Source organism: Mesorhizobium prunaredense, assembly GCF_900156895.1.
Classification (GTDB): domain Bacteria; phylum Pseudomonadota; class Alphaproteobacteria; order Rhizobiales; family Rhizobiaceae; genus Mesorhizobium; species Mesorhizobium prunaredense.
On record NZ_FTPD01000003.1, the window covers coordinates 244,945 to 270,555 of the forward strand.

Annotated in this window: 25 protein-coding genes, 2 tRNA genes and 2 pseudogenes; 8 read left to right on the top strand and 21 right to left on the bottom strand. The window is 60.8% G+C overall.

Annotated elements, in window-relative coordinates; all coding sequences use genetic code 11:
- Positions 1-46: 46 nt before the first annotated feature.
- From BQ8794_RS03790 to xylF, 4 genes are all read right to left on the bottom strand, one after another.
- On the bottom strand, positions 47-1,690 hold the full coding sequence (locus BQ8794_RS03790; RefSeq protein ID WP_077373387.1) for a CHASE domain-containing protein: 1,644 nt from the start codon (positions 1,688-1,690) through the stop codon (positions 47-49).
- A gap of 126 nt (positions 1,691-1,816) precedes the next feature.
- Positions 1,817-2,611: an ATP-binding cassette domain-containing protein gene (locus tag BQ8794_RS03795; RefSeq protein ID WP_077373268.1), complete on the bottom strand. Its 795-nt coding sequence runs from the start codon at positions 2,609-2,611 to the stop codon at positions 1,817-1,819.
- A 93-nt stretch (positions 2,612-2,704) separates the two neighbouring features.
- Positions 2,705-4,024 carry a sugar ABC transporter permease gene (locus BQ8794_RS03800; RefSeq protein WP_077373271.1) on the bottom strand — a complete coding sequence of 440 codons (1,320 nt, stop codon included), beginning with the start codon at positions 4,022-4,024 and terminating at the stop codon, positions 2,705-2,707.
- A gap of 138 nt (positions 4,025-4,162) precedes the next feature.
- On the bottom strand, positions 4,163-5,203 hold the full coding sequence (xylF, locus tag BQ8794_RS03805) for a D-xylose ABC transporter substrate-binding protein (protein WP_077373272.1): 1,041 nt from the start codon (positions 5,201-5,203) through the stop codon (positions 4,163-4,165).
- Between the two features lie 267 nt (positions 5,204-5,470).
- Between xylF and BQ8794_RS03810 the strand changes: the two genes are divergently transcribed.
- Positions 5,471-6,718: an ROK family protein gene (locus tag BQ8794_RS03810; protein WP_077373273.1), complete on the top strand. Its 1,248-nt coding sequence runs from the start codon at positions 5,471-5,473 to the stop codon at positions 6,716-6,718.
- A gap of 252 nt (positions 6,719-6,970) precedes the next feature.
- Here the strand turns inward: BQ8794_RS03810 and phoB are convergent, their stop codons facing one another.
- From phoB to BQ8794_RS03840, 6 genes are all read right to left on the bottom strand, one after another.
- The gene (gene phoB / locus BQ8794_RS03815; protein WP_077373274.1) at positions 6,971-7,660 is read right to left on the bottom strand and encodes a phosphate regulon transcriptional regulator PhoB; all 690 of its coding nucleotides are present in this window, start codon (positions 7,658-7,660) and stop codon (positions 6,971-6,973) included.
- 16 nt (positions 7,661-7,676) lie between these two features.
- Positions 7,677-8,384 (bottom strand): phosphate signaling complex protein PhoU, encoded by a 708-nt coding sequence (gene phoU, locus BQ8794_RS03820; protein WP_077373275.1) that lies wholly within the window; start codon positions 8,382-8,384, stop codon positions 7,677-7,679.
- Positions 8,385-8,422: 38 nt separating this feature from the next.
- Positions 8,423-9,238, bottom strand: coding sequence for a phosphate ABC transporter ATP-binding protein PstB (gene pstB / locus BQ8794_RS03825; RefSeq protein ID WP_077373276.1), 816 nt, complete (start codon positions 9,236-9,238; stop codon positions 8,423-8,425).
- Between the two features lie 12 nt (positions 9,239-9,250).
- Positions 9,251-10,864, bottom strand: coding sequence for a phosphate ABC transporter permease PstA (gene pstA / locus BQ8794_RS03830; RefSeq protein ID WP_077373277.1), 1,614 nt, complete (start codon positions 10,862-10,864; stop codon positions 9,251-9,253).
- Positions 10,857-12,245 (bottom strand): phosphate ABC transporter permease subunit PstC, encoded by a 1,389-nt coding sequence (pstC, locus tag BQ8794_RS03835; protein ID WP_077373278.1) that lies wholly within the window; start codon positions 12,243-12,245, stop codon positions 10,857-10,859. The genes pstA and pstC overlap by 8 nt, the downstream gene beginning before the upstream one ends.
- A 120-nt stretch (positions 12,246-12,365) precedes the next feature.
- Positions 12,366-13,370, bottom strand: a complete 1,005-nt coding sequence (locus BQ8794_RS03840) for a PstS family phosphate ABC transporter substrate-binding protein (protein WP_077373279.1) — start codon at positions 13,368-13,370, stop codon at positions 12,366-12,368.
- Positions 13,371-14,185: 815 nt separating this feature from the next.
- Here BQ8794_RS03840 and BQ8794_RS03845 point away from each other — a divergent pair.
- Both BQ8794_RS03845 and BQ8794_RS03850 read left to right on the top strand, forming a co-directional pair.
- Complete coding sequence (locus BQ8794_RS03845; RefSeq protein WP_244554842.1) at positions 14,186-14,512, top strand: hypothetical protein; 327 nt, start codon at positions 14,186-14,188, stop codon at positions 14,510-14,512.
- 336 nt (positions 14,513-14,848) lie between these two features.
- The gene (locus tag BQ8794_RS03850) at positions 14,849-15,106 is read left to right on the top strand and encodes a hypothetical protein (RefSeq protein WP_077373281.1); all 258 of its coding nucleotides are present in this window, start codon (positions 14,849-14,851) and stop codon (positions 15,104-15,106) included.
- Between the two features lie 756 nt (positions 15,107-15,862).
- Here BQ8794_RS03850 and BQ8794_RS03855 read toward each other — a convergent pair.
- The 4 genes from BQ8794_RS03855 to BQ8794_RS03870 all read right to left on the bottom strand — a co-directional run bounded on the left by BQ8794_RS03855 (position 15,863) and on the right by BQ8794_RS03870 (position 18,116).
- Entirely contained in the window at positions 15,863-16,729 is an 867-nt protein-coding gene (locus tag BQ8794_RS03855; protein WP_077373282.1) for a glutathione S-transferase family protein, read from the bottom strand.
- 26 nt (positions 16,730-16,755) lie between these two features.
- On the bottom strand, positions 16,756-17,337 hold the full coding sequence (locus BQ8794_RS03860; RefSeq protein WP_027153486.1) for a VOC family protein: 582 nt from the start codon (positions 17,335-17,337) through the stop codon (positions 16,756-16,758).
- Between the two features lie 186 nt (positions 17,338-17,523).
- Positions 17,524-17,937 carry a type II toxin-antitoxin system HicB family antitoxin gene (locus tag BQ8794_RS03865; RefSeq protein ID WP_077373285.1) on the bottom strand — a complete coding sequence of 138 codons (414 nt, stop codon included), beginning with the start codon at positions 17,935-17,937 and terminating at the stop codon, positions 17,524-17,526.
- Between the two features lie 5 nt (positions 17,938-17,942).
- Positions 17,943-18,116, bottom strand: a complete 174-nt coding sequence (locus BQ8794_RS03870; protein WP_077373288.1) for a type II toxin-antitoxin system HicA family toxin — start codon at positions 18,114-18,116, stop codon at positions 17,943-17,945.
- Here BQ8794_RS03870 and BQ8794_RS35465 point away from each other — a divergent pair.
- A complete protein-coding gene (locus BQ8794_RS35465) occupies positions 18,060-18,407 on the top strand; it encodes a hypothetical protein (protein ID WP_167378600.1) in 348 nt (115 codons plus the stop codon). The two genes, BQ8794_RS03870 and BQ8794_RS35465, sit on opposite strands and share 57 nt — an antisense overlap.
- 154 nt (positions 18,408-18,561) lie before the next feature.
- Here BQ8794_RS35465 and BQ8794_RS03875 read toward each other — a convergent pair whose 3' ends face one another.
- The 4 genes and pseudogenes from BQ8794_RS03875 to BQ8794_RS35470 all read right to left on the bottom strand — a co-directional run bounded on the left by BQ8794_RS03875 (position 18,562) and on the right by BQ8794_RS35470 (position 20,918).
- Positions 18,562-18,876, bottom strand: a complete 315-nt coding sequence (locus tag BQ8794_RS03875; protein WP_077373291.1) for a GYD domain-containing protein — start codon at positions 18,874-18,876, stop codon at positions 18,562-18,564.
- Positions 18,877-20,092: 1,216 nt separating this feature from the next.
- Positions 20,093-20,173 (bottom strand): annotated as a pseudogene (locus BQ8794_RS36210) (transcriptional regulator); the annotation flags it as partial.
- Between the two features lie 17 nt (positions 20,174-20,190).
- Entirely contained in the window at positions 20,191-20,397 is a 207-nt protein-coding gene (locus BQ8794_RS03890) for a ribbon-helix-helix domain-containing protein (RefSeq protein WP_077373294.1), read from the bottom strand.
- 458 nt (positions 20,398-20,855) lie between these two features.
- Positions 20,856-20,918: transfer RNA gene (locus tag BQ8794_RS35470), tRNA-Ser, on the bottom strand.
- Between the two features lie 124 nt (positions 20,919-21,042).
- Between BQ8794_RS35470 and BQ8794_RS34405 the strand changes: the two genes are divergently transcribed.
- Complete coding sequence (locus BQ8794_RS34405; protein ID WP_143744454.1) at positions 21,043-21,432, top strand: hypothetical protein; 390 nt, start codon at positions 21,043-21,045, stop codon at positions 21,430-21,432.
- A 171-nt stretch (positions 21,433-21,603) separates the two neighbouring features.
- Complete coding sequence (locus BQ8794_RS03895) at positions 21,604-22,260, top strand: hypothetical protein (RefSeq protein ID WP_077373297.1); 657 nt, start codon at positions 21,604-21,606, stop codon at positions 22,258-22,260.
- 283 nt (positions 22,261-22,543) lie between these two features.
- Here the strand turns inward: BQ8794_RS03895 and BQ8794_RS03905 are convergent, their stop codons facing one another.
- Entirely contained in the window at positions 22,544-22,921 is a 378-nt protein-coding gene (locus BQ8794_RS03905; RefSeq protein WP_077373300.1) for a hypothetical protein, read from the bottom strand.
- A 331-nt stretch (positions 22,922-23,252) separates the two neighbouring features.
- Between BQ8794_RS03905 and BQ8794_RS03910 the strand changes: the two genes are divergently transcribed.
- Together BQ8794_RS03910 and BQ8794_RS03915 are read left to right on the top strand one after the other, a co-directional pair.
- A complete protein-coding gene (locus BQ8794_RS03910; RefSeq protein WP_077373303.1) occupies positions 23,253-23,474 on the top strand; it encodes a hypothetical protein in 222 nt (73 codons plus the stop codon).
- Positions 23,475-23,567: 93 nt separating this feature from the next.
- Positions 23,568-23,822: pseudogene (locus BQ8794_RS03915) on the top strand (transposase); the annotation flags it as partial.
- A gap of 836 nt (positions 23,823-24,658) precedes the next feature.
- Here the strand turns inward: BQ8794_RS03915 and BQ8794_RS36000 are convergent.
- Positions 24,659-24,871, bottom strand: a complete 213-nt coding sequence (locus BQ8794_RS36000; protein ID WP_210189808.1) for a hypothetical protein — start codon at positions 24,869-24,871, stop codon at positions 24,659-24,661.
- 534 nt (positions 24,872-25,405) lie between these two features.
- Positions 25,406-25,480 (bottom strand) — tRNA-Glu (locus BQ8794_RS03925).
- Positions 25,481-25,611 lie beyond the last annotated feature (131 nt).

The following is a 25,611-nucleotide window of genomic DNA, read 5'->3' on the forward strand; positions in this document are numbered from 1 at the left end:
ACGAGCCCGGTCTCTGTTTCGGAAACGAACGGTTTGCGGCAGCGTTTCAGTCCGACAGCGGGATCCTGATTTCCACGCTCAATCCGCCATTGTGAAAATCGCGATTGATCGTACCGCGCAATTCGCGCGTCACGTTCAGATCGATCAGCTTGGTGCCAAAACCGGTTTTGACAGGTGCTTCGAGCTTCTTCTTGCCGGCTTCGCGCCAGTTGAGAACCAGCGTCCGGTCGCTCCTGCGGCCTTCGACCGACCAGTCGACCTTGAGCGACCAATCGCCGTTCCTGGTATTGGCCGAATTGCCGGTTTCGCCATATTTCAGCGCGTTCGTCGCCAGTTCGTGAAAGGTCAGGCCGAGCGCTTGCGTCGTCGTCTCGTCGAGCAACACCTCTGGCCCCGACAATATCCCGTCGGGAAGCTCCTTGCCGAACACCTGGCCAAGCTCGATGCGCAAGAGGTCGCCAAGATCGGCCTTCTGCCAGCGCGAGCGCGTCAGCATGTCCTGGGACGCCGCCATCGCTTGCAGCCGGGCCGAAAAGGAGGACGAGAACTCGTGGACGTCGGTGGCGTGCGATGCCGTCTGGCGCGCGATCGCCAGCACCCGCGTGATCGAGTTCTTGATGCGGTGCTTCATCTCCTGCAGCATCAGGTCTTTTTCGAGCAGGCTTTTTTCCGTGGTCTCATGAAGCAGCGAGACCGCGTCATAGGCCCGCTCCTGATAGCGGGCCACCAGCGCGATGGTTCCCGCGAGCAGCAGTCCGAACAGGCCGAGCATCACCGGAATGGCGCGCGAGGAGGGTTGCGAGAACGCGCTTGTCGGCCTGAACAGGACGGTCCATGGACGTCCGGCGATGGTGAGTTCGCGAGAAACCAGCAACCTGTCGCCGAAGCTCGACGCCGGCGGCGTTTCCGACTGGAACAAAAGATGGTCGGCATCCACCTTGCCGTCATAGATTTCGATGTTGACCGGCAGCAGCGGTGTCCGGCTGAGCGCGGTCTGGAACAGGTCGCGGGCGCGGAACGCCGCATAAAGAAAGCCTGTTGTCGAGGATCTGGACGCATCGATGCCGTCCGCCGCGGTTTCGATGTTGAGCCGCACGAAGACCAGGAAGCCGGTGAAGGTCTGCGCGGCACCTGTTTCCTGGCCTAGCTGCACGCGCCCGCTCGCGTGCTGCTGGTTGTCGGCCATCGCCCTTTCGATCGCCTCGCGCCGCACCGGTTCGGTGAACATGTCGTAGCCGATGCCGGATTGATTGGAAGGGTCCAGCGGCTCGAACAGCGTGATGGGCGCACGCCATGGCAGCGCTGTCGAGGCCGGATAGATCGCATCGCTGACGCCATAGTCGTGCAGGATGGCACGCTCGACCGCTGCCTCGTCGCCGGCTCTCACCAGCCGGAGAAAGCCGATGCCGCGCAGGCCGGCGAAATTGTCGTTGATACCCAGCGCATCGAAGAACGCCTTGAACTCGCCCCGCGAAATGTTGCCATTGCGAGCCTCGAACAGCGCATGTGTCGATCGCAGCAGTGACAGATGCAGGTCGATGCGGCTATCGATCCGGTTGAGGGCGTCGTCCGCCGTCGCCTCGAATTTGATGCGCGCCGCTTCCTGCGTGGCGAAATAGGCGAATCCCGCCATCGTCAGGCTGATCAGCGCGACGGCGATGAAAGCGACGATCGGGAAGAACTTCTTCAAGTTGCTGCTGCGGCCCATGGTTCCCCATCTTATGGGCAAGTCCCCGTGGCAACACAATGGCGCGGCCAAACCATCATGACGGCTGGCATATCACATGACAGGTAGTTAGCCGGCTTTTTTGAAGCTTCAGGCAGCGATCTTCAGCGCGCCCGGGCCCGGAATGGCGCCGGGCGGACACTTGCCCAGAATGATCATGCCGAGCACCTCGTCCTGGGTCACGTCGCCGGTGCGCGCCGTTCCAACGACCCGACCATTCTTCATGACGCAGACGCGGTCGGCAAGCTCGAACACATCGTGGATGTCATGGCTGATCAGGAAGATGCCGATGCCGTCGGCCTTGAGCTGCATGACCAGTTCGCCGACCTGCGCCGTTTCCTGCGGTCCCAGCGCCGCCGTCGGCTCATCCATGATCAGGATGCGGGCGTTGAACAGGATGGCGCGCGCGATCGCCACCGACTGCCGCTGGCCGCCCGAAAGCTTGACCACCGGATCCTTGAAGCGCTGGAAGCGAGGATTGAGCCTGCCCATCACCTTGCGCGCCTCGGCCTCCATGGCGCCATCGTCGAGCGTGCCCCAGCCGGTCATCAGCTCGCGGCCGAGGAACAGGTTGGCGGCGGCGTCGACATTGTCGGCGAGCGCCAGCGTCTGGTAGATCGTCTCGATGCCGTATTTCTTGGCGTCGCGTGGATTGGCGATCGAGGCCTCTTCGCCATTGACGAAGATCTGGCCCGAATCGCGCTTGTAGGCGCCGGACAGGATCTTGATCAGCGTCGACTTTCCAGCACCGTTGTGGCCGAGCAGCGCCACAACCTCGCCCGGGAAAAGGTCGATCGACGCATCGTCGACGGCGCGAATGCCGCCGAAGGCAATCGAGATGTTGCGCATATCGATCAGTGGCGTGGGAGCAGTCGTGTCAGCCATGATCGTTCCTCTCTATGGTTTTGCCGAGCATGATGTTGAACCGAAACGGATGTCCACTTTTCGCTGACGCGGAGCTTCGGCTCGGGATCATGCTCAGACCCGCTTGCGGTAGACGGTGTCGAGCCAGACGGCGACGACCAGAACGGCGCCGACGACGACGCTCTGAAGCGGTGAATCGATGCCGAGCAACACCATGCCGGACTGCAGCGACTGCATCAGAAGCGCGCCCAGCATGGCGCCGAGCACCGTGCCGGAGCCGCCTGCCAGCGACGTGCCGCCGATGACGGCTGCGGCGATGACCAAGAGCTCGTCCAGCGTGCCCAGCGCATTGGTCGCCGCATTGAGGCGGGCCGAAGCAATCGCCGCGCTGATCGCGGCCAGAACGCCCATGATCATGAACACTTTCATGGTCACCCAGCGCGTGTTGATGCCGGCGAGTTCCGCCGCTTCCGGGTTGCCGCCAATGGCAAAGACGTAGCGGCCGAAACGAGTGCGCCTGGTGATGAAGGTCATGACGACGCCAACTGCGACCGCGATCAGCACCGGTATGGCGATGCCATGGGCGATGAACAGCCCGCCTTCGGGGATGGTGATGCCGTTCCGCTGGGCGTATTGGCGAACGATGCCGATCGGCCACGGATAGGAATTGGCGATCCAGACGGCGCCGAGGATGGCGGCGCAGGCGACAACACCAAGCAAGCTCTCCGCCCAGACCGGGCGCAGCGGAAACTTGAAGCGCTTGCGCTGCGACCGGCCGTTGAGCAGCATCAAGGCGACGGCCACACAGGCGAGGATGCCGACGATCCAGCTCGCGGTCGCCCCGATCGAGCCACGCGGCCCGCCACCCATCAGCTGGAAGGTGGCATCGAGCGGCGCGACTGTGCGCCCGCTCGTCATCAGCCACGCCATGCCGCGCCAGATCAGCAGGCCGCCCAGCGTCACGATGAAGGCCGGAACCTCGAGATAGGCGATGATGAAGCCCTGAAGCGCGCCGATCATGAGGCCGAGCGCCACGCCGGCAGCCAGTGCGATGACCCATATCCAGGGATTTCCAAGCTGCAATCCCATGACGCGGATGAGGAATTCTGCCTGCGCAACGCCCATCACCATGCCGATCATGCCTTCGACGGAGCCGACCGAAAGATCGATGTTGCGCATCACGATGACCAGCACCATGCCGGTCGCCATGATCGCGACCGAGGAAGTCTGCACCGACAGGTTCCAGAGATTGCGCGGCGTGAGGAAAAGTCCACCCGACAGGATGTGGATTCCAACCCAGATGATCAGCAGCGCGCCGACCATGCCGAGCATGCGAATGTCGAGCTCGGTTGCCTTGAGGAAGCGGCCGAAGGGGCTGAGCTCGGATTCCCGCGCCCGATCGGCAGTCGGCGTGTTGGAAGTCGTGTCGGTCATGATGTCCTCCCACCGTTGCCGTCTGCCGCGGATGCCGGAAGCAGCTTAGAAATTACCCGCGAGACGCGGAAAAACAACTCTTTGAAAAAACGCCGCGGCGTGAAGCCGCGGCGTTTCAGGTTTTTTGGCGAAGGCGGATCAGTTGCAGACCGGGACAGTGCCCGCTGCCACGCCGGCGCAGACCTCTTCCTGCTTGATCCAGCCGGCGTCGATGACGACGTTGAGATTGTCCTTGGTGATGGCAATCGGCGTCAGGAACAGCGACTTGACGACATTGCCGCCCGGCGTGGCGAAGTCCTTGACGCCGGCAATGTCTGTCATCGGCTTGCCGTCGGCCAGCTGCGAGGCGATCTCGGCAGCGTTCTTGCCGAGCTCGCGCGCGTCCTTCCACACCGATACGGTCTGCGTGCCGAGCGCGATGCGGTTCAGCGCGGCGTGGTCGCCGTCCTGGCCCGAAACCGGGACGGATCCGGCCAGGCCTTGCGCCGTCAGCGCCGCGACGACGCCACCGGCGGTGCCGTCATTGGCGGCAACCACCGCATCGACCTTGTTGTCGTTGGCAGTCAGGAACTGTTCCATGTTCTTCTGGGCGTTGGCGGGAAGCCAGCCGTCCGTATAAGCCTCGCCGACATTCTTGATCTTGCCGCTGTCGATGGCATCCTTGAGCACTTCCATGGAGCCGGCGAACAGGAAATCGGCATTCGGGTCGGCGCCCGAGCCCTTGATGAAGACGTAATTGCCTTCCGGCGCCACCTTGAACACTTCGCGGGCCTGCATGCGGCCGACTTCCTGGTTGTCGAAGGTCAGATAGAAGACGTCCTTGTTCTCGATCAGCCGGTCATAGCCGACGACCGGAATGCCTTCGTCCAGCGCCTTCTGCACCGCCGGACCGATGGCCGAGGCATCCTGCGCAAGGATGATCAGCGCGTTGGCGCCCTGCGAGATCAGGCTCTCGACGTCGGTCAGCTGCTTGCCGGGATTGGACTGTGCGTCAGCGGAAATATATTTGTCGCCGGCGGCCTCGATCGCTGCCTTCATCGCGGCTTCGTCGGTCTTCCAACGCTCTTCCTGGAAGTTCGACCATGAAACGCCAATGACCTTGTCCTTGGCCTGTGCGGCCGACGCGAGCGTCAGCGACATGGCGACCCCCGCCAGAATGGCGGCTGCGAATCTCTTCATGATATTCCTCCCTGCGCCGCGTAGGGCGCGACCAACTGGCCCGAAGGCCGGCACAAAGGCTCCTATTTTTTCGAGCCTCGAAAAAATACTGGTCCAACGCCGAAGCACTGTCAACACCAATTCTGATGGATTTTGATGTCCTGTTCGGCTTTTTTTCGAGGCTCGGAATAAATAATGACAGCCCCTTCTGCTTCTGCCAGTATTTGTCGGACATTACCGACGGCTTCCGATTCATGAGCGGCCGCGGCGATGAGGAGGAAGCAAAAAATGTCGGTGGGAATCCGTCATGACGATCTGCGCCGGCGCAACCGCGCGATGGTGATTTCGGCGGTACGCCGGGCAGGCCAGCCGTCGCGGACCGAGATCGCCGCAACCACCGGCCTCAGCCATTCGACCATATCGGCGATCTCTTCCGACCTGATCCAGGAAGGCATCCTGGCCGAGAGCAAGGCGAGCGAGACCGTTTCGATGAAACGCGGCCGACCGCAGGTCGGCCTCAGCCTCAATCCGCAAGCCGCTGCGGTGTTGGCTGTCGTGTTGTCGCTGAATTTCCTGTCGGTCGCCGTCATCGATTATGCCGGACAAGTGGTCGCCGAGGAACAGCGCCGGCTGGACACGCTGACCATGTCGCGCGACGCGCTGATCGGCGAATGTGTCGCCATCGTCCGGCGCCGGCTCGAAGATCCCGATCTCGATGTCCAAAGCGTCGCCCGCATCGCGCTGGCGATCCAGGGCATCACCGATTCCCATGCGCGCGCCATGTTGTGGTCGCCGATCACGCCGCAGACGAACATCGCCTTCGCCGACATTCTGGAACGCGAGTTCGGCATCCCGGCCATCATGGAGAACGACTGCAACATGATGGCCGTGGCGCTGCGCTGGCGCGACCCGCATCGCTACCGCGACGATTTCATCGCCATCCTGCTCTCGCACGGCATCGGCATGGGGCTGGTGCTGAAGGGCGAGCTGTTCACCGGCACCCACTCCTCAGGCGGCGAATTCGGCCACATGATCCATCGGCCAGGCGGCGCGCTTTGCCGCTGCGGGCGGCGCGGCTGTGTCGAGGCTTATGCCGGCAACTACGCCATCTGGCGCAACGCAAGGCAAATGAGCGAGAACGCCGAGCCGGTCGCCGATGTCAGCGACGCCGAGATGCGGACCCTGGCGGCCCGGGCGCGCGAGACGGACGGACCGGAGCGCGAAGCCTACCGCAAGGCCGGCGAAGCGCTCGGCTTCGGGCTCGGCAGCCTTTTCGCGCTGATCGATCCGGCGCCGGTGGCCATGGTCGGCGCCAGCGCTGCCGCCTTCGACCTGATCGAGCCGGCCCTGCGCGAGGCCATCGCCCAGACCGCCGGCGGCCAGCATTCGGGTTCGATTTCCTTCGACACCGAGCCGAACGAGCTGCCGCTGATCCGCGAAGGCTGCGCCATGCGGGCGCTGAGCTTCGTCGACCAGGAGATTTTTGCGCCGAGCATCCAGGCACGAGCCGGCTCGGTCGGAAAGAACGTGGCTTGAATTCGAATGCAGGGATTCCCGGGTCGCGACGCAGGGTGTGTTGAGATTCAGGTCAGGCCGAGTCGAGAACGGTGGGTTCCGAGAACCGGAGCGGAGCGTACTTTGGGTACGTGAGCCCGCGCATGACCCCGAAATCGATATCGATTTCGGAAGGGTCATGCGCAAAATCAAAGTTCTACAGCGTCCTTTGCGCGGCGCTGTAGGTAAGCGCAGTTAGCCGCCGTTCGCAGGCCGGCATCACCTGAATATCAGCTAGTCTTCCCTGATCGCATAGCCGGCGCCACGGATGGTGCGGATGACATCGGGCATGCGACCATTGTTGACCGCCTTGCGCAACCGGCCGACATGGACGTCCACCGTGCGCTCGTCGATGTAGATCGTCTCGCCCCAGACATTATCGAGCAACTGGCTGCGCGAGAAGACCCGACCTGGGTGCCGCATCATGAATTCGAGCAGCCGGAATTCGGTCGGCCCGAGCCGGATCTCGCTCTTCTTGCGATAGACCCTGTGCGATTCGCGATCGAGCATGATGTCGCCGACCTTCAGCACGCTGGACAGCACTTCGGGCTTGGCGCGGCGCAGCAGCGCCTTGATCCTGGCCATGAATTCCGGTGTCGAGAACGGCTTGATCAGGTAGTCGTCGGCCCCTGTCGAGAGGCCGCGCACCCGGTCGCTCTCCTCGCCGCGTGCGGTCAGCATGATGATCGGCAGCCGCTCGGTTTCGGGGCGCATCCGAAGGCGTCGGCAAAGCTCGATGCCGGAAACCGCCGGCACCATCCAGTCGAGCACCAGAAGATCGGGCACGTTTTCCTGCAGCCGGATTTCGGCCTCGTCGCCGCGCGTCACCACCTCGACCTGATAGCCTTCGGATTCCAGATTGTAGCGGAGGAGGACGCCCAGCGGCTCTTCGTCCTCCACCACCATAATGCGTGGCGCGATCATCGACCGGTCACCCCCGTCATGTCGCCGGCGCCGACATCGTCGTTTCGTCGAGCTTCGGGCGATCCGCCGGCAATTGCTGCCCGGTCACGACATAGTAGGCGTTTTCGGCGATGTTGGTGACGTGATCGCCGATACGCTCGAGATTCTTGGCGCAGAACAGAAGATGCGTGCAGGCGGTGATGTTGCGCGGATCCTCCATCATGTAGGTCAGGAGTTCGCGAAAAACCGCCGTGTATTTCACGTCGATCTTCTGGTCGTCGGCGCGCAGTTCTTTCAACGCGCCGGCATTGCGCGACACATAGTGCTCGACCACGCCGCGGAGCTGCACAAGAACGAGATCCGCCATCGTGTCGATACCGTGCGACAGATTACGCGGCGTGGCGCTCTGCCCGACTGCGCTGACCCGCTTGGCTATGTTCTTGGCCAGGTCGCCGATGCGCTCGAGATCGCCGGCCATGCGGATTGCGCCAACCACGGCGCGCAGATCTTGCGCCATCGGCTGCCGCTTGGCGATCAGCGTGATCGCACTATCGTCGAGTTCGCGCTGCCGCGCATCCATGATGGCGTCGTCCGAGACGACGCGCTGCGCCATCGCATTGTCTGATGCAAGCAACGCGCGGATCGAGGCTGCGACCATCGCGGCGGCGAGCTCGTCCATATCGCGGATCAGCCTGTCGATGTGCTCCAGTTCCTCGTCGAAAGAGGCGACGGTGTGTTCACCCATGATACTGTCCTCGTGTTCGAAATTCGCCGCCGGACCGCTCAGCCGAATCGGCCGGTGATGTAGTCCTGGGTGCGCTTGTCGTCGGGGTTGGTGAACATCTTGTCGGTCGCGCCCTCCTCGACCAGATAGCCGAGATGGAACATCGCCGTGCGTTGCGACACGCGCGCTGCCTGCTGCATCGAATGGGTGACGATGACGATCGTGTAGTTCTGGCGCAGTTCGTCAATCAGTTCCTCGACGCGGGCGGTGGCGATCGGATCGAGCGCCGAACAGGGCTCGTCCATCAGGATCACTTCCGGCGATACGGCGATGGCGCGCGCGATGCACAGGCGCTGCTGCTGTCCGCCGGAGAGACCGGTGCCCGACTCGAGCAGGCGATCCTTGACCTCGTTGAACAGGCCGGCCTTCTTCAGGCTCGATTCAACGATGCCGTCCAACTCGGCCTTGCTCCTGGCCAGGCCGTGAATGCGCGGACCGTAGGCGACGTTTTCATAGATCGACTTCGGAAACGGGTTCGGCTTCTGGAACACCATGCCGACGCGGGCTCGCAGCTCGACGACATCGATTTTCGGGTCGTAGACATCCTCGCCGTCGAGCGTGATCTTGCCGCTCACCCGCGCGATATCGATCGTGTCGTTCATTCGGTTCAGGCACCGCAAGAATGTTGACTTGCCACAGCCCGATGGGCCGATCAACGCCGTCACCTGGTTCTCGCGGACATCGATATCCACGTCGAACAGAGCTCGCTTCTCGCCGTAATGAACAGAGACCTTTTCGCCCTTCATCTTGATCGAAGGGGCATTGGTTCCGCTGCTCAGTTTCTGCTCAACGCCGGCTTCCGTCATGATGTTCATATCCTCTACTCCTTACCAGCGCCGCTCGAAGCGCTTGCGCAGTATCACCGCGATGGCGTTCATGATGACCAAAAACAGCAGCAAAATCAAAATCGCCGCCGAAGTCTTCTGCTGGAATCCAGCTTCCGGGAAATCCGCCCACATGAATATCTGCACCGGCAGGATCGTCGCGGGATCGGTGAAGCCGCCGGGAATGTCGACGATGAAGGCGACCATGCCGATCATCAGCAACGGCGCGGTTTCGCCCAGCGCGTGCGCCATTCCGAGGATGGTGCCGGTCATGATACCCGGCATCGCCAGCGGCAGGACGTGATGGAATACGGTCTGGACCTTGGACGCTCCGATGCCGAGCGCCGCCTCGCGGATCGACGGCGGCACGGCGCGCAGCGAAGCGCGCGAGGCGATAATGATGATCGGCAGGGTCATCAGCGCCAGCACCATGCCGCCGACCACCGGGGCTGACCGCGGCATGCCGAAGAAATTCAGGAATACGGCAAGTCCAAGCAGGCCGAAGACGATCGAAGGCACCGCCGCCAGATTGTTGATATTCACTTCGATCATCGTCGTCAGCCGGTTCTTGGGCGCAAATTCCTCAAGATAGATCGCCGCTGAAACGCCGATCGGGAAGGCGATGGCGAGGGTTACGATCATGGTCAGGAACGATCCGACGACCGCGCCCCAGACACCGGCCAATTCCGGCTCGCGGCTTGCGCCGGTGAAGAAGAAGATCGAGTTGAACCGGCTTTCGATCAGGCCGGCGCTCTTCAGCGTGTCGAGCCAGACGATCACCTTGTCCGAAATCTTTCGCGATGCTTCCGGCGTCTCGATGACGCGCAGGAATGCCTGGCCGCTCGCGGCGGGCGCCGTGCTGTCCAGCGCCTCGATCACCGTGCCTTTTGCGATCACCGTGCCGTTGGCCGCAGGCGACAGCGCGGTCAGCTTGACCGTGCCGCCATTGAACGCGACCAGCAGCGACGACGCACCGCTCGTCAGCGTGAGCATGCCGTTTTCGCCCTCGGTCGCACCATGGCCGCGCGCCAGCGCCAGCATGGCATCGTCGCCGAAGGTCAGATCGATGTCGCCGCTGGTTTCCGAAGGCGTGACGCTTGTCGAAATCGCTTCGTCCGAACCGACGTCGGCAAGCAAACCCTTGAGATAGAGGTCGGCAAAATCGTCAAGTGGAACCGCATAGTCCACCGTTCCTCCGAGCATCCCCGGATCAGCCGCAATATCCTTGCGCAGGAACACGCCTGTGCCGGTGGAAATCAGCCCGCGCAGCAGGCGCTTGTCCTGGCGGCTCGTCACATCCGGAAATTTTGCCGTAAGCGCTTCCTGAGCGATGGCGTCGTAGTTCACTTCACCGAGTTTCGCCGGGTCGACCTTGGCCGCTGAAAGATCGATCGGCAGCGTCAGATAGTTCTGCCGCAGCGCCGGAATCGCCTGCGTGACGATCGTCGACAGGAGCAGCACAAGGAACAAGCCGGCCAACGCGACGGCTGCGGCGCCAAGCCATTTGAACCATGTTTCCGTGCGGTAGCGGCCCTTCAGCCGCGCCTTCGCGGCATCGTCGGTATGAATGCTGACCGGCCGTCCGACGGCGCCCAATGGCGAGATCGCATCAGTCATATTGCTCTCGGTATTTCTGGACGACGCGCAAAGCGACGATGTTGAGGGAAAGTGTGATGCAGAACAGCACCAGGCCAAGTGCGAAGGCTGCAAGCGTCTTGGCGCTGTCGAACTCCTGGTCGCCCACCAGCAGCGTCACGATCTGCACGGTCACGGTGGTGACCGCTTCGAGCGGGTTGGCCGTGAGGTTTGCCGCCAGCCCCGCCGCCATGACCACGATCATTGTTTCGCCGATTGCGCGGCTGACGGCAAGCAGCATCGCCGAAACGATGCCCGGAAGGGCAGCCGGAAGGACCACCTTGCGGATGGTTTCCGACTTGGTCGCGCCGAGGCCGGCGGAACCGTCTCTCAGGGATTGCGGAACGGCGTTGATCACATCGTCGGAAAGCGAGGAGACGAAGGGAATGATCATGATACCCATGACCACGCCTGCGGCGAGCGCGGATTCAGACGCGACGTTGAGGCCCAGGCTTTCGCCGATACCGCGGAAGTAGGGCGCAACCGTCAGCGCGGCGAAGAAGCCGTAGACGACGGTCGGAATGCCGGCGAGGATTTCCAGAACTGGCTTTGCGACCGCGCGGACGCTTTTGGAGGCGTAATCCGAAAGGTAGATCGCAGCCATCAGCCCGATAGGCGCAGCCACCAGCATGGCGATGAAGGTGATGAGCAACGTGCCGGCAAACAGCGGCACCATGCCAAAAATGTCCTCGTTGACCGCCCGGGCCTCCGCTCCCGCACCGGTGAAGGCGCTCTGCGGCGACCAATGCGTGCCGAACAGGAACTTGTAGAACGGCACCTGTTGGAAGAACCGCAGGGACTCGAAGATAAGCGACAGGACAATGCCGATCGTCGTCAGGATCGCGACCACCGAACAGGCGATCAAGAATGCGCGAAGAATGCGCTCGACCACGTGGCGCGCCCGGTAGGCCTGTGCGATGCGCGAATAGGCCCAGTAAAATCCGGACGCGGAAAGCACGAGCGCGACGGTCCAGATGATCCAGCTGCTGGTCGCATGGACCGATTTGTAGAGGGCGGCGGCCGCCTCTTTCGTGGGATCGGCGAAGCCGACAAGCCCGCCAAAGGCCATCGCGCGAGCATCGCGGATGAAAGCTTCGACCTGCGGGACGCCCATTCCCGACAATTCGGAAGAGAAGCGGTCGGCAATGATCGAAGATTCAATGCTCGGCGTCACCAGCGACCACAACACGATCGCAAGCAGCGCCGGACCGGCAGCAAAAAGCGCCAGAAACATGCCATGCTGGCCAGGCAGCGAATGCAATCGCGCGACGTCGCCGTTGACACTGGCAATTGCGCGTGTCCGGCCGATCCAATAGGCCGCAGCGGCCAGACCTAACAGTAGAACAACGAGATAACCGACCATTCAGGACGTCCCCTCGACCGCCGGTCATTCACCGGCTCAAAGCACGGGACCTTTGGTCCCGCGCTTTGGGCTTTTAGAGCATGAGGGGTCAGGGCTGATATACGCCCGGACCCCGAAACATCAAGAGCCCATGCCCTTCAGGGCCTTGGCGTTTTCGGCCCACTTGGCGCGCTCGGCGTCCGGCAGCGGAATCAGGCCCTTGTCGGCCAGATAACCATCAGGACCCCATGCACCCTCCGAGGTGTACTCGGCGATGAACTCCTGCATGCCGGGGATGACGCCGACATGCTCTTTCTTGGCATAGACATAGAGCGAGCGGGAAACGCCGTAATCGCCGGATGCGATGTTCTCGAAGGTCGGCTCGACGCCGTCGACCTTGTGGCCCTGCAGCTTGTCGGCGTTCTGGTCAAGGAACGAGAAACCAAAGATGCCGAAGGCATTGGGGTTGGCTTCCAGCTTCTGGACGATCAGATTGTCGTTTTCGCCGGCCTCGACAAAAGCGCCGTCTTCGCGGATCTCGCCGCAGCCCTTTTCATTAGCCGCCTTCACTTCTTCCTGACAGGCCGCGTCCATGACGAGCTCGACGAATGCATCGCGCGTGCCAGATGTCGGCGGCGGGCCAAGCACCTCGATCTTCGTCGCGGGAAGCGACGAATCGACATCCGACCAGTTCTTGTAGGGGTTGGGGACGACCTTGCCGTCAACAGCGACGTTCTTGGCGAGCGCCTTGAAAATCTGTTCCTTGGTCAGATCAACGACAGTCCCTGCCTTCGAGTTGGCCAGTACGATGCCGTCGAAGCCAACCTTGATCTCGACCGGCGTCACGCCGTTTGCCTTGCAGGTTTTAAGCTCGCTGTCCTTGATGGCGCGCGACGCATTGGTGAAGTCGGCGGTATTTTCGCCGACGCCCTGGCAAAACAGCTTCATGCCGCCGCCGGTGCCAGTCGACTCGACGACCGGGGTCTTGATCTTTCCGCTCTGGCCAAGCTTTTCAGCGACAGCCGTCGTAAAGGGGAACACTGTGGACGAACCGACGATTTGAATCTGGTCGCGCGCGGCGGCATAACCAGCCGACGCGGCGAGCGCAAGCGCCGCGGCCGACGCCGTAAGGAGGAATTTTTTCATGTGGCCTGCTCCTGTTCGGAAAATGGTCTATCGGCGCCATTCCTTCGGCGCCCGCTGAGGCCATAGCCCCCGATTATTACAGTCACATGACAGTTTGATGTCAGCCCGGTAACCGCCGTACAGCCTGTCGAAAAGGAAGGGCCGCGGGTCTCGCCGCTACAGCCGTGGTTTGCCGCTGGAATCAGCAGCTTGCGCGATTTGCGGCCGGCATTTGCCCTCGACGGGCGAACAATTGGCGCCGAAAAGAAAATCCGGGCGGGAGCGCGTTGCATGCGGCCAAGGAGGTCATGGCCGCGCCATCGCCGAAGCAGGTCCGTTGGGGTAAATCTGACCCTGCTTCTTGCCGGCGGTCGCTGCTCCCGCCCGTAACTGGAGGAGCGGAACTCAATGCGCTTATTGTTCCAACCGGACGCATGCTTTGGTATGGTGCGATCGCACCATAGTCTTGTCGCAACGCGTCGCCGAATCGGGTGGACCCGATAGGCTGACGTGGTTATCCCGCGCTAGGCTGGATTTCTCCGTCCGCGGACCTTTTCGAGCAGGCGCCGCCTGGGGCTAATGGGCTTAGGGCTGATGGGCTTGCGCAGGCAATCGTCCATGCCCGACCCCAATCGCGCCAAAGTCGCGCCAGGGACGCTACGGCACTTTGATTTTTGCGCATGATCCCCAGCGAAATCGATTCCGATTCTCCGGGTCATGCGCTAGCCTTGCCCGCAGTGTATTCCGACGGTTGTCGGTAGAACCGAAGCCGCGTTATAGATCCCGCAAGGGTGTTGCCGATGTTGCGACGGATCCTGCCTTTTTTCGTGTGCCCGATGCTGCTGTTAGGGAGCGGCTGCTCGCGCAGCTACGACGGCACCGTCGTCATTCCAAGGCCGCTCGATGTCCGGCGGTTCTGGGACCGGCCGCCGCAGCAGGCGCAAGCCGAACAGCCGCAGTTGCTGCAGACCGATGTCTTTCCTGCGGCGCCCGAAACGCCGGAAACAGCGGCGGCCCGCAAAATCGACACCTCCGTGGCGCCGAGAAGGAAAATCGCCAGGATTGCCAAACAACCGCCGACGCCGTCATCCGAGCCGGCGAAACCGCTCACCTGCAGGAACGTCAGCCAACCCGGAAAACGGGTTCGCATGGTCTGCGAATAGCCAGCCGGCATTCAAGCGCTGGCAGCTAAAAAGATGCGCCGCCCTGAAAACGTTGCTGCGCACCTGACGCGCGGTTCGGTCAGACGCGCAGGCCGAGGGCATGAGCCGACTGGCGGGTTTCGGGCTGCCTGATCGGCGTTGCCGCCAGCCGCATTGAACCTTATCCGGCCTTCCACGTTAAACACCTATTGCAGCGCCGCGCGTCGCTTTGGACGCACAAAGCACGCTGTGGCGTTTGGATTTGGCGCATGGTCCTTTCCGAACCGAGGGCAGCGGAGCAGAGATCGATCCCGATCCCTTGGGTGATGCGCTGGATGGTCAAAGGAGACCGAACACATGTCGATTCACTTCACTGTCTCGGACGTGACCAGAAATCTGTTTCACTTGCCCGGAAATCTGCTTCACTCGCCCAGAAGTCTGTTTCACTCGTTGAGACTGGACCATGAGCGCGCGCCGAGACCTCTCAGTCCTGAGCAAAGTCTTTTGCTGGAATGCTATCTGGCCGGTCAGATTCCGGAATCGGCCTGGAGCGACTACGTCTTCGAGACGCCGGAATTGGCGCGCCATGTCAATGCGAGACGCGGGCAACACTGATATCTGGTGAACCGGGAACCAGGCCGATCGCGCGAGGTGACGCCACCGAACAACGCTTGGCGGAATCGGCGGCCCGATCAGTGTGCCGTTGCGCTTGAAGCCGAGGGTGCCCGACTACAATCGCCCTCGATACAAAAAGGCCGGCACATGGCCGACCTTTCCTTCCACCTCGACCGCGCCAGTACATCCGTGGTCACGAGTTGGAGGTGAATTGCCGCCCAGTAGATAGGGATTTGGTTAACGAATCCTTAACCGACGGGAACTGCTCGTCGACGCGTCGTGGCCAATCTGCTTTGCGTTTTCGTGATCAGTGCGGAAAGTCCTCTTGCAGCTGAAATGCCGAAAGCGAACCCCGCCTCTCGGGGCGAGGGTTCCATTCTTGAAAACGACGATCTGTTACTGAGCGGGGGCTGTCTGAACTGGCGGGGTTGCGGGTGCCGGCGTCATCGTGTCGGCTGGAGGCGGCGGCAATTGGCCAGCGGTCGTCGCCTGCGTTCCTCCCGATTGAGTTTGGTCACACGCCGCCAGGGCAGCAAGCGCCAGGCCGAACGCGGCGAATAAGGGTAGTTTGCGGGTCATATACAGTCCCTTCCATGGACGCCACCCGCGCAGGCCTGATCATCAGGACCGCTGCCTCCTGGTCAACCGTCGCTTCGTCGTCGACGCTTCAAACATTCTTACGTCCGGTAAAAGGCGGCGGGCCTTCGGGCTCGGTTTGGGTCGGCCTGGGCAAGCAAAACCGTGAGGGCGAAAGCCTCACGCCGCGGCCTGCGACTTCACATAAGCGATATAGCCGCGCACGTCGGCCGCCGGCTCGGCATAGGCCTTGCCGAGCTTCTTCTCGATCGCCGCCATGTACTCCTTCGCCCATTGGGGCAGTGCGTAGTCGATGGCGGCCAGGAATTCGAGCGTCGCCGCCAGGCGGATGTCGGCGATCGACGGGTTCTTGCCGCCGATGAACGGCTTGCCGTTCCTGAAGAAGCTGTGAAAGACCTCCAGCGGCTCGGCTATCGCTGTTATAGCGGCCTTCTGGGCTTCCGCCTTCTTGTCGGGAGGAGCGTCGCTGTGGCCGACCTCGCCGGCATATTGCGGGAAATTCAGCGCAGGATAGGTGGCGCGCGCCACATAGGGGTAGAGCGTGCCGATCAGGTAGAACATGGCGCTGTCGATCATCGCCCGCTTGGCCGGCGCCTTGGGATATAATTTCTCCAGCCCATGCTTGTTGGCGAGATACTGCATGATGGCGCAGCTTTCCCACAACACGCCCCTAGGCAGGCCCTTGTCCTCGATCATCGGCGTCAGATGGGCCGGGTTTCGTGCCATATACTCGGGCGAGCGCGTGTGGCCCCATACGTCGGTCTCGGAATGGTCGAGCCCGGCCGCGCGTGCAAACACCCGTACGCTCATATTGTTGACGCTCGGCTTCAGCATGCTGAGCGTCAGCGCAGGCTTCTTTCCTGATTTCGCCTTGGTCTTCCGCGCCGATTTCGCGGACGCCTTGGCTGCAGGTTTTGCGGCGGCTTTCGTTGCCGACTTGGCGGAAGCGCCCGACGCCTTGGCGGATGGTTTTGTGGCGGCCTTGGCAGCCGGCTTCTTCGCACTTTTCGTTGTCGTCTTTGCCATTGTGGTCCTCCCTCGGGTTGATGTCGTCAGTATGGATTTTTCGGCGCGCGGTCCTCCGACAAGGTCGCACGGGAGCGCTCGACCAGCGCCTGGATCGCGTCGGCGAGATGCACTTCGGCGATTGCGTAGTCGCCGCGGGCGACGCGAAGCTTGTGCGCCTGCATCAGAACGTCGGCATGGGTGAAGCCCGCCGGCGGCTCGAAACGGTAGGAAGCGAGCTCGATCAGCAGGCCGAGCGGATCCTCGAAATAGATCGAATCCATGAAACCGCGATCCTTGACGCCGCTGTGCTTGATGGCGCGCTCGTCGAGCCGGGCGACCGCCTGCAGGAAGGTGACCCGCGACACCGCAAACGCGATGTGATGGACGCAGCCCGGATCGGTCGGCGTGCGCCGTTTGACCGGCGTGCGGCTCTCGTCGGTGAAGATGGTGATCAGCCGGCCGTCGCCCGGATCGAAGTAGAGGTGGCTTTCGCTGGCCTTGTCGAGATTGGGCTGCTCGAAGATGAAAGGCATGCCAAGCACGCCCTCCCAGAAATCGATCGACGTCTGGCGCCCGGCGCCGACCAGCGTGATGTGATGGACGCCTTGCGATTGCAGTTTTTGCATGGGACCTCTCCCTGGCAGCCGGACGACGTCGTGTTATTTTCGCCCCCGGTGCCGCTCGCGGTTGTGCTGCCTTGTGCCTGGCACGAGGATTATCTGGAGATGCTAAATCAACCGGCGACGATGCGCCAGAAGCCAAGCCACATAGGGACGCTTGCATTTGGAAGGCCTTGGTAGCGCAAACGGTGGCTAAGCGCTGCGAGCCTTTCGGCCGCCCCCAAGCTCGATGATTCTTTGAGCCGCCTTCGCGATAAAGCCGGACCGGGTATAACCGTGCGCCTCAGCAAAGGCGTCAATTTGGCTTAGAACATCTTCAGCGAGCGTGATGTTCACGCGGACAGCTTTCTTGGCCTCGGTCTTCACCGCAACCAAAATTGCAACGCCGTCTCGATTATCGGCGTCGGCCATGACATCTTCCAAGCTGGAGGGTTCTGGAATGGCTTCGCCATCTTCGACAAGCCCTTCGATGTGAAAGGCAAGGGCCTCCTCAGCCATAGCACGAGCGTCGTCCAGATCGGTGCCGGCGGTGACAACGCCGGGAAAATCAGGAAAGGACACACCGAAGTCGGTATCCTTATGGATCAATCCGATATACTGCTTCATTGTATCTACCTCAGCCTTAGACCGGATTGACGTTCAATGCTCCGCAAGGTTCCCAAAGGAATATCCCTTTTGGGGTGTGGAACCGTGACCCTACCGGCTTTCTTCTTGTGTTTGAATTGTGCATGGCTGCCCCTTCGAGCAACTTCATACCGACCATCAGCCTCCAGGGCTTTGATCACGTCTGCACACTAGTTGCAAAAGAATGCAACAAAAAAGCCAAAGTCAGTCTTTCAAATAGCCGTGTCCGCTCAAGGGCTTGTTTGCCGGCAGCTTCCGCACAAGCCGCGGTCGCACCCTGCCTTGCGCCCTTCCTCGACAATCGTCAGTCTCAATTCCTCGAAGTGCCTTTTGAAGCCGCTCTTAATTTGGCTCCGTGGATACCGCCGCCCGTACATGCATTCTTGCTTCAGAATGTCGGAATACAGCGGGCACTGGCCGTTCTCACTGCTTCTTCGGCGATCGGCTTGTAAGGAAGCCTTTCATTGGACCAGCATCGTCCTGCCGACGCCACCAGCATCGCGGCCAACAGGCCTGCCAGGAACTCCCCGCGTTGGTCCCTCCCGACCAAGGAGGTATGTTAGTCTCAATCAAAACCGTGCTGCCATCAATGCACAGTCAGTCCAATCAGCCGGCGGGCTTGTAAACTCTTGCAGCTTTGTTGGCCGCTGCGAGCACCGCCTTCATGTCGAGCTCTTCGAGGACAACGAGGTCGGTCACCGAGCCGCTTGCCCGCACCGCCAGGGCTAGGCCCATCCCAGCGGCCTGGTCCGGCACCTCAGCATTGACCACGATATCATAGGCGCCGCGAGTAAACATCACACCGAAAACCTTGCCGCCAACGCTTTCAAAAAGCGCCTTGATTGCAGCTTCTCGGTCTGAGCCCTGTATCAATCCTTTATAGGCATTGGGTGCATAGTTTGCCAATATAGTCACTTTCATGGGTATTCCTCCAAAGCTTATACTCGTGTCGTATCAATATTTGACCAACACGGAGTTATTTATCTTTTCGCTACCAATTTACAGTGGTCTGTGAATGGCCCGACACCCTTCGGCCGCCAGGCCTAACCGGCTCGTGAGATCTCGCACTCGCCGGCTGGAGCGAATTATAGGCGATTTCATGCATCATTGCTAATTTAGTAAAATGATCATGATCCGTTCCCCTAGCCGCCAGATTGCACGGACCTAGAGTCGAATCGGTGCGTAAACGAGTGTGTGCCGGCGCCGCTGGACGGCTAGAGTTCATTCCTCCGATGATGCCCACCGTGGTAGCAAAGCCGCCCCAAGGCGATGACTGGATGCATGAAGCCAAATTCGACGGCTACCGCTCCCAGATCATCATCGACGCCGGCTTAGGCGCTACCCAGCCGTAGGCGGACTGACAGCTCGTTGTGTTTTCGCGACCGCTGGTCTGCCTCTGCGATCCGATCCTGGCAAGATATTGTCACCTACGAGACGGTCTTCGGACGATAGTTTGGGCGGTATGAAAGGACCGGTAGCGCCGATCTCACCCAGCCAATCCTCATAGCCTGCGTTCATTTTGGATTTCAGATCATCTGGCTGATCTATCCCGGATCGAAACAGGCTTATGAGGCGCCGCCCAAAGTGCTCTCTGGCTGGATGGCCTTTGGGAATTCCTGCCTCTGTGCAATAGTCGTTGAGAACCCTCGCCAGCGTTGCGAGTTGCTCGGAGTCTAGATGATCGTCGAATGACATCGCTTTATCCCTTGTGGGGCGAAAGCGTGATCGACTCTTCCAAGCGCCAACGCCCGTTCAGTTGGTCAGCGACATGCCTTCTGTACGCTTTGCTAGCGTATTAGCGAGTCAAATCGGACGGGGAGCGGCAAACCGAGCCTCTCCCAGTCAGTGCAGGTCGAAGCTGTGTCCGCTGCGGTGGGGCGGATGCGGCTAAAATCACCCTGCTTAAGCAGATCATCAGCGGCCGGATAATATTTTTTCAGCCGACGGAACGTTTTGTACCCGCCCAGTGTTATCATCCTGATCCCCGCATAGGGATCATAAAGGGCCTTGTCCCCTCTAGGCCCGAGTTTGAGTCCGCTGTCTCCCGGAAGTGTCCAGCTGCGCAACGTTCGCGCTTTTGGAGCCGTCGACAGCGGACCCGACGCTCAGTGACCGCCAGCATCCTCGACGCGCAGTGTCATTTCTTCCTCAACCTCACGCCGGCGCCGCCGCCATTCTCGGGGATGAACTCGACGCCGGCAGATTCGAGCGCTGCGCGGAAAGTCGCCCAGGGTTTCACTCGGCTTTCAGTACCTGGTGTCTGATCAACCAGTCACGGATGATCAATCGGACGGCTTCAGGTCGCGAAACATCATGCTCGGCAACAAATTGATCGACGCCCGCCAGCATGTCCGGTTGAAGGAGGACCATGATCGGCACACCCTTTCCAGTTGGGGCCGGGCCGCGCCGTTTCTTTGATACCACGGTTTCTTGCTTTGGCATAAAACTCTGATATCAGAATTCCCGTTCTTGCGGAAGCGCTAGAGCCTCACACACAACCGAATTGGAGAAGATCCGATGCCGAACACCCTTGTTCGGGCAGCCGCCGAAGGTATGCCCCGATGTCAACCGCCGCCGCCTGCTTAACCTGTCAGGGGCAGGCCTCGCTCGCCGGCCGAAAAGCAGGCTATCGAAAAGAAAAAACCGATATCCTGCCATCTTCTGTTGGCGGGTCGGGTTGTCATCGGCGCGCTCGCGCTTCCTCAACGTTAATTATCCATGTCCACGTAGGACCTGCCGATAGTCGCAGGAAGGGGCAGAAATGCAAGAAGACTGCCTGGGAGTGCCCGCTGGCCTCACTGCGGCAGGCTTCATTGCCTCTGTTCGCTAAAATTCGTCGGGGTTTATTCGGTGGATATTCGATGAAATCAGGCCGGGTAGGCTTAAGTGCTTGATTTTGCTGGCACGCCCAAGGGGAATCGAACCCCTGTTACCGCCGTGAAAGGGCAGAAAACCACTACCGTTCATGCCTAATGCCGAACGCTCGCAAGGCGCTGCAGCAGTCTGCAATTTCTTTGAACGGCATTTGCGGATTTGAAGGCGGATTTGCTTTAGCCTCGCAGGAGCGGTCTCAAAGGAACCGTCCATATGCACCGTACTTTCCGGGGAATCTTGGCGACAATGTTGATTGCCTGTGGTGTCGCAGACGCTGCCGGCTACGCGCAGGCGCAAAATCTGCTCACCATCACCGCACCAGTCTCCGGTCAGACTGTTGATGGGACGCTCTCCTTTTCCGGGACGGCTTTCGTCAACAGTATTACACGGCGCGGTACTATTCGCGGACAGACCAACACTGGGGTCGAATGCCGAGGCACGACCACTGCCAATCTTACCTTCTCGCGTGGAGAAGGAACGATGGTTTGCGGGCAACTCTCAACCCGATTCGTGTTCTCGCTGACCAGCAGACAACCCCCGGTTGGCACAGGAACGGGAACCCTTTCCGACGGGCGCAAAGTGGTGTTGAGAATAGGACAATGACCGCAAAACGACTGGCACGTTGATGTCCTACTCACAGCGCACGTGGCGCGGCGACCATAACAGCGCGGGGTTCTTTCACGCCCTGGGCCAGGACTTGCTCAGCAAGGCTGCGAACGCTCTCGCGGATCTGATGGCGATCGGTATTCAGCATGCGGGTATGGCGAGGCACTAATGACAGTCGTTCCGATGCCCAAGAGAGCCAAGACGGCAAACCCCGTTGCAAAGCCGCACGAGCCGACAGCGCGGGAACTTGCATCACAGGCCGCCTACGCTAAGCGCCGCGAGAACAGGCGTCCGGTCCCGCAAATAAAAGTTTCGATGAGCGAAGATGGCGGCAGCCGCGTCGCATCGCTCGCGGTGGACCACCCTGACCCGGCACTAGGGTATGAGCTATTGGCCGAAGCCGTAGGGGCCGATAGCGGCACTTTCCTTGCCGGCACTCTCGATTCACTGGCCAAGGTTGCTCAGGTCGGCTCCGTGGTACGTGAGGGTGAAATGAACTATGCACTCTCCATGGTATGCGGGCTCCGACCGAAGGACCAGATCGAAGCGACTCTTGGTGTCCAGATGGCCGCCATTCAGATGGCCACGATGAATGCCGCTATGTGCATGGGACAAGCCAAGACGTGGAAATTGAAGGAATCGCAAGAACGGTCATTAAACCGCCTCGCCCGTACATATGTGGCCCAGGTTGAGGCTCTGAAGCGCTATCGCAGCAAGGGAGAGCAGCGCGTGATTGTCGAGCGCGTGAACGTTGAAAAGGGCGGACAAGCCATCGTCGGCAACGTCGCCCATGGGGGCGGGGTAGGCGAAGAAAATGATCGATAACCCCATGAACCGCGCACCGCGTTGTCAGGCTCGCAGCAAGCGCAGCGGGGTTGGCTGCAAGGCGCCTGCAAAGCGGGGCCATCGCGTTTGCCGATTTCACGGGGCGGGTGGTGGAGCGCCTAGAGGCCCCGCGCATGGCCTTTACAAGCATGGTCACTTTACATGCGAGGCCATCGCCGGCCGTCAAGCCTTGGCTGCATTGATTTCTTCGGCCCGACGCACTGTAAGCGCAGTGGAATAAAGGCCGTGCCGGTCCGAGCGATTATATATTTGAAACCCGGCCTCAATCATCTAGCCAGTATGCTCGAAAACAGCCAAATTGGGGCGCAATCCCAAGCCGCCGTTTGGTGTCAAATTCCATCTCCGACATACTCCAGAGTGAGCCGTTCTCGGTCACACTAGCCACTATGGTGTGCCCTTCCGCGACCAACTGCAGTCTCATTTCCTCGAAGTGCCTTTTGAAGCCATTCTCAATTTTGCTCTGCGGATAGCGCCGCCCATGCATGCATTCTTGGCTCAGAATGTCGGAATACCGTAGGGCACTCGCCATTCTCACTGTTTCTTCCGAGATCGGCTTGTAAGGTAGCTTGTCCTTAGACCAGCATCGTTCTACCGACGCCACCAGCGCCGCTGCCAACAGACCAGCCAGGAACTTCTCCACTTTGGTCCCTTCCGACCAAGGAGATATGCATTAGTCCCAACTAATAGTAACGGCAGATCCTCTTGGTTTCAAACTGACCTTACGGATGAGGACGAGCTTGTCTCGGCTTCCAAACTACCCGTGGCGCGCTAGCGTCCGGCTACCGGTTCAGCCTTTCAACAGTTGGCGGCTGAACTCAACGAGAGGATGCGCGGCGCCCGGATTACCGAGAATGAACTGATGACCTTTCGAAAGGTCGCAGCCGTTCGACGATCCTAAGGTCGGCATCAAGTCCGTCGAGCAAGTCCTTCGGGCTGGTGATGATTATATTGGCGAAACCTTAGCCGATCCCTTGGAACCGACTTATGGCCGCAGCAAGGCCAAAATCCTGAGGCAGGACAGCGGTGGCCTGGTCATTCATTCCTTCGCCCACGGCTCCGCGATCTATGAACTGGTCATGGATGCTGCGACATTTGAAGCCGTGATTGCGACAGCTGGGGCCGATGCCGCCAAGGTATTCGCATTGACAGCGCTATGGGCGATGCGGCTGAGCGTGACCGCCTCCGGCACCTAGCCGCGAAGACCGCTAAGGTTGGCGTCAAAGTTGTCAACCAGATGGTCAAGGACTATGCTGACAAGCGCAAGGCTGGGGCCAAAGCGCGGGCTAAGGCTAGCACTCCCGCCGCGTCATGCGCTCGCCTACAATCTCGGTAACTTCATGCGGACGCTGGCACTGCCGGAGGCGGTCAAACACTGGTCGCTGACCAGCCTCCGGGAGAAGCTCGTCAAGATCGGCGCCAGGATCGTCACGCACGGCCGATACGTCACGTTCCAGATGGCTGAGGTCGCGGTGTCTCGTGGCCTGTTCGAGGAAATTCTGCGGCTGACAGCTCAACTCCGGGCGCCACCGGCTCCAGCTTGAGGAGCAAGGTCGATGCCGCAGACAGACAACGGGAGAGGTGCGCCTTGAGGACGAGAATCGGCGCCATCAACGGCCTGGGAAGGCTTGGCTCAGGCGGATTTGGCAGCACAGCAAGGCGAATACCCTCCCGCACCGCGCTCAACATTGCCTGGGGCGGCCATGACGGCTACTGTGTCGCCAGAAACCGGGTTCATCCGGGGAATGTCGGTCTCCATAAGTTTCTGAACGGGCCTCGCTTTCGGTCGGCGGCCAGGCACCAGCATGACATCCGTGCTAAGTGCCCCCAATTCGGAGGGAAAGATGCGACTATTTTTGGTGTTGATTTTGATGGCGCTGAGCGGCTGCGTATCCAATGTTTCCCCGGATAGTGATGGTATACCACGCCGCGCGTCCTTTGCTGGAAACCATTAGCCCGCTTAATTCACGCCGATAGCGGCCGTGCCGGTTGTTGTGGTCCAACGGTTGTGGGGAGCGCGTTTCGGGCATGACGATAGGCTCGCTCATGAGGTGGCGGTTGGATCTGGATGTTGGGTTTGGCGGCTTGATGTCGGCGGGTTTGTTCTGGGGCGCTTTGGCCCCGTCATCTTTGTCATGAGGCGGGGAATTTGGCCTCATCATAGGTACCGCTGATAGCGTGGCGCTCGCCCGGCCCGACCACCATTGCCTGTAAGGCGCCGGCCGGGCGGATTGGGGTCCTCCGCAGGAAGAAGCTAGCAGAACTAGCTAGCCTGCCAGCGCTAGGCCGACGGCGATGCCTATGCCCATTGTCAAGCCCGTGGCGAGTTCACCGCCAAGATCCAATTCTGGTAGGCGGGAACGATCCGGTCCGCCATGAGTTAGTAAATCATGATGAACACCATGGAACCCCACGGACGCGCGATGGCGGATGCTAGGGAGCGCATCAACCGGACCAAGCTCGCGCTTGAGCGCACAGAGGAATTGCTGGCCGAGAATACCGCGCTTTGCAGCAGGATACGCGCGCGACGGTGTCTGGTCGAGGCCGCATACCGCTTGGTGCAGATCGATCCCGCCAGCGATGCGGCGCTCATTGGGCGTCTCCCCATTCCAGACGGGCCACGATGATATCGGCGGCACACGTGCTGCTGTAGCCCGTTCAAAAACGCGACCGTCGGTTGATTGCCAAACCTTTATGTTAGTGCGTCTAATCTGCCGTCCACATTGGGGTTTTCAAAATGCGGCACGTGCCCGCGCATGCCGATGATCTTGTCGTTGATCTTCTGGAAGCCGCGAGATGTCTCGAGAAGCTGACGCCGGATGAGATAAGGGGGGTTCTGCGAGATGCTGCCACCGTCCTTTGCGAGCTGGTTAACCCCGACTGTCCGCCCGAAGCTCGGGAAGCAGGCTGTCAACGAAGCCGTCGCCGAATTTCACCATGCCTGCGAGGGCGGTGACGCGCCAGGGGTCGGCGTTCGAGAATCTGGTGGCTCCGCCATAGCCCGACAGAATCACGCCGCCCGCCAAACCGCCACCCACTCTAACCCGATACACCCCGAGTCATAATGCCGCGCCCGCCACCGGTTTTGCCCCGGTTACTCGAATTATCATTAAGTTATTGAAATCCTTGGTACGCCCAAGGGGAATCGAACCCCTGTTCCCGCCGTGAGAGGGCGGTGTCCTGACCGCTAGACGATGGGCGCGTTCAAGAACCGGCGATATAGGCTGACGGCTGAGAAAAAGCAACTGGCCTTCGGACAGTCTATGGCGCCGGAAAATTTCCGTTGCAGGCCTATCGTTTTGGCTCGATCAGGTCCCAGAGATTTCCGTGGAG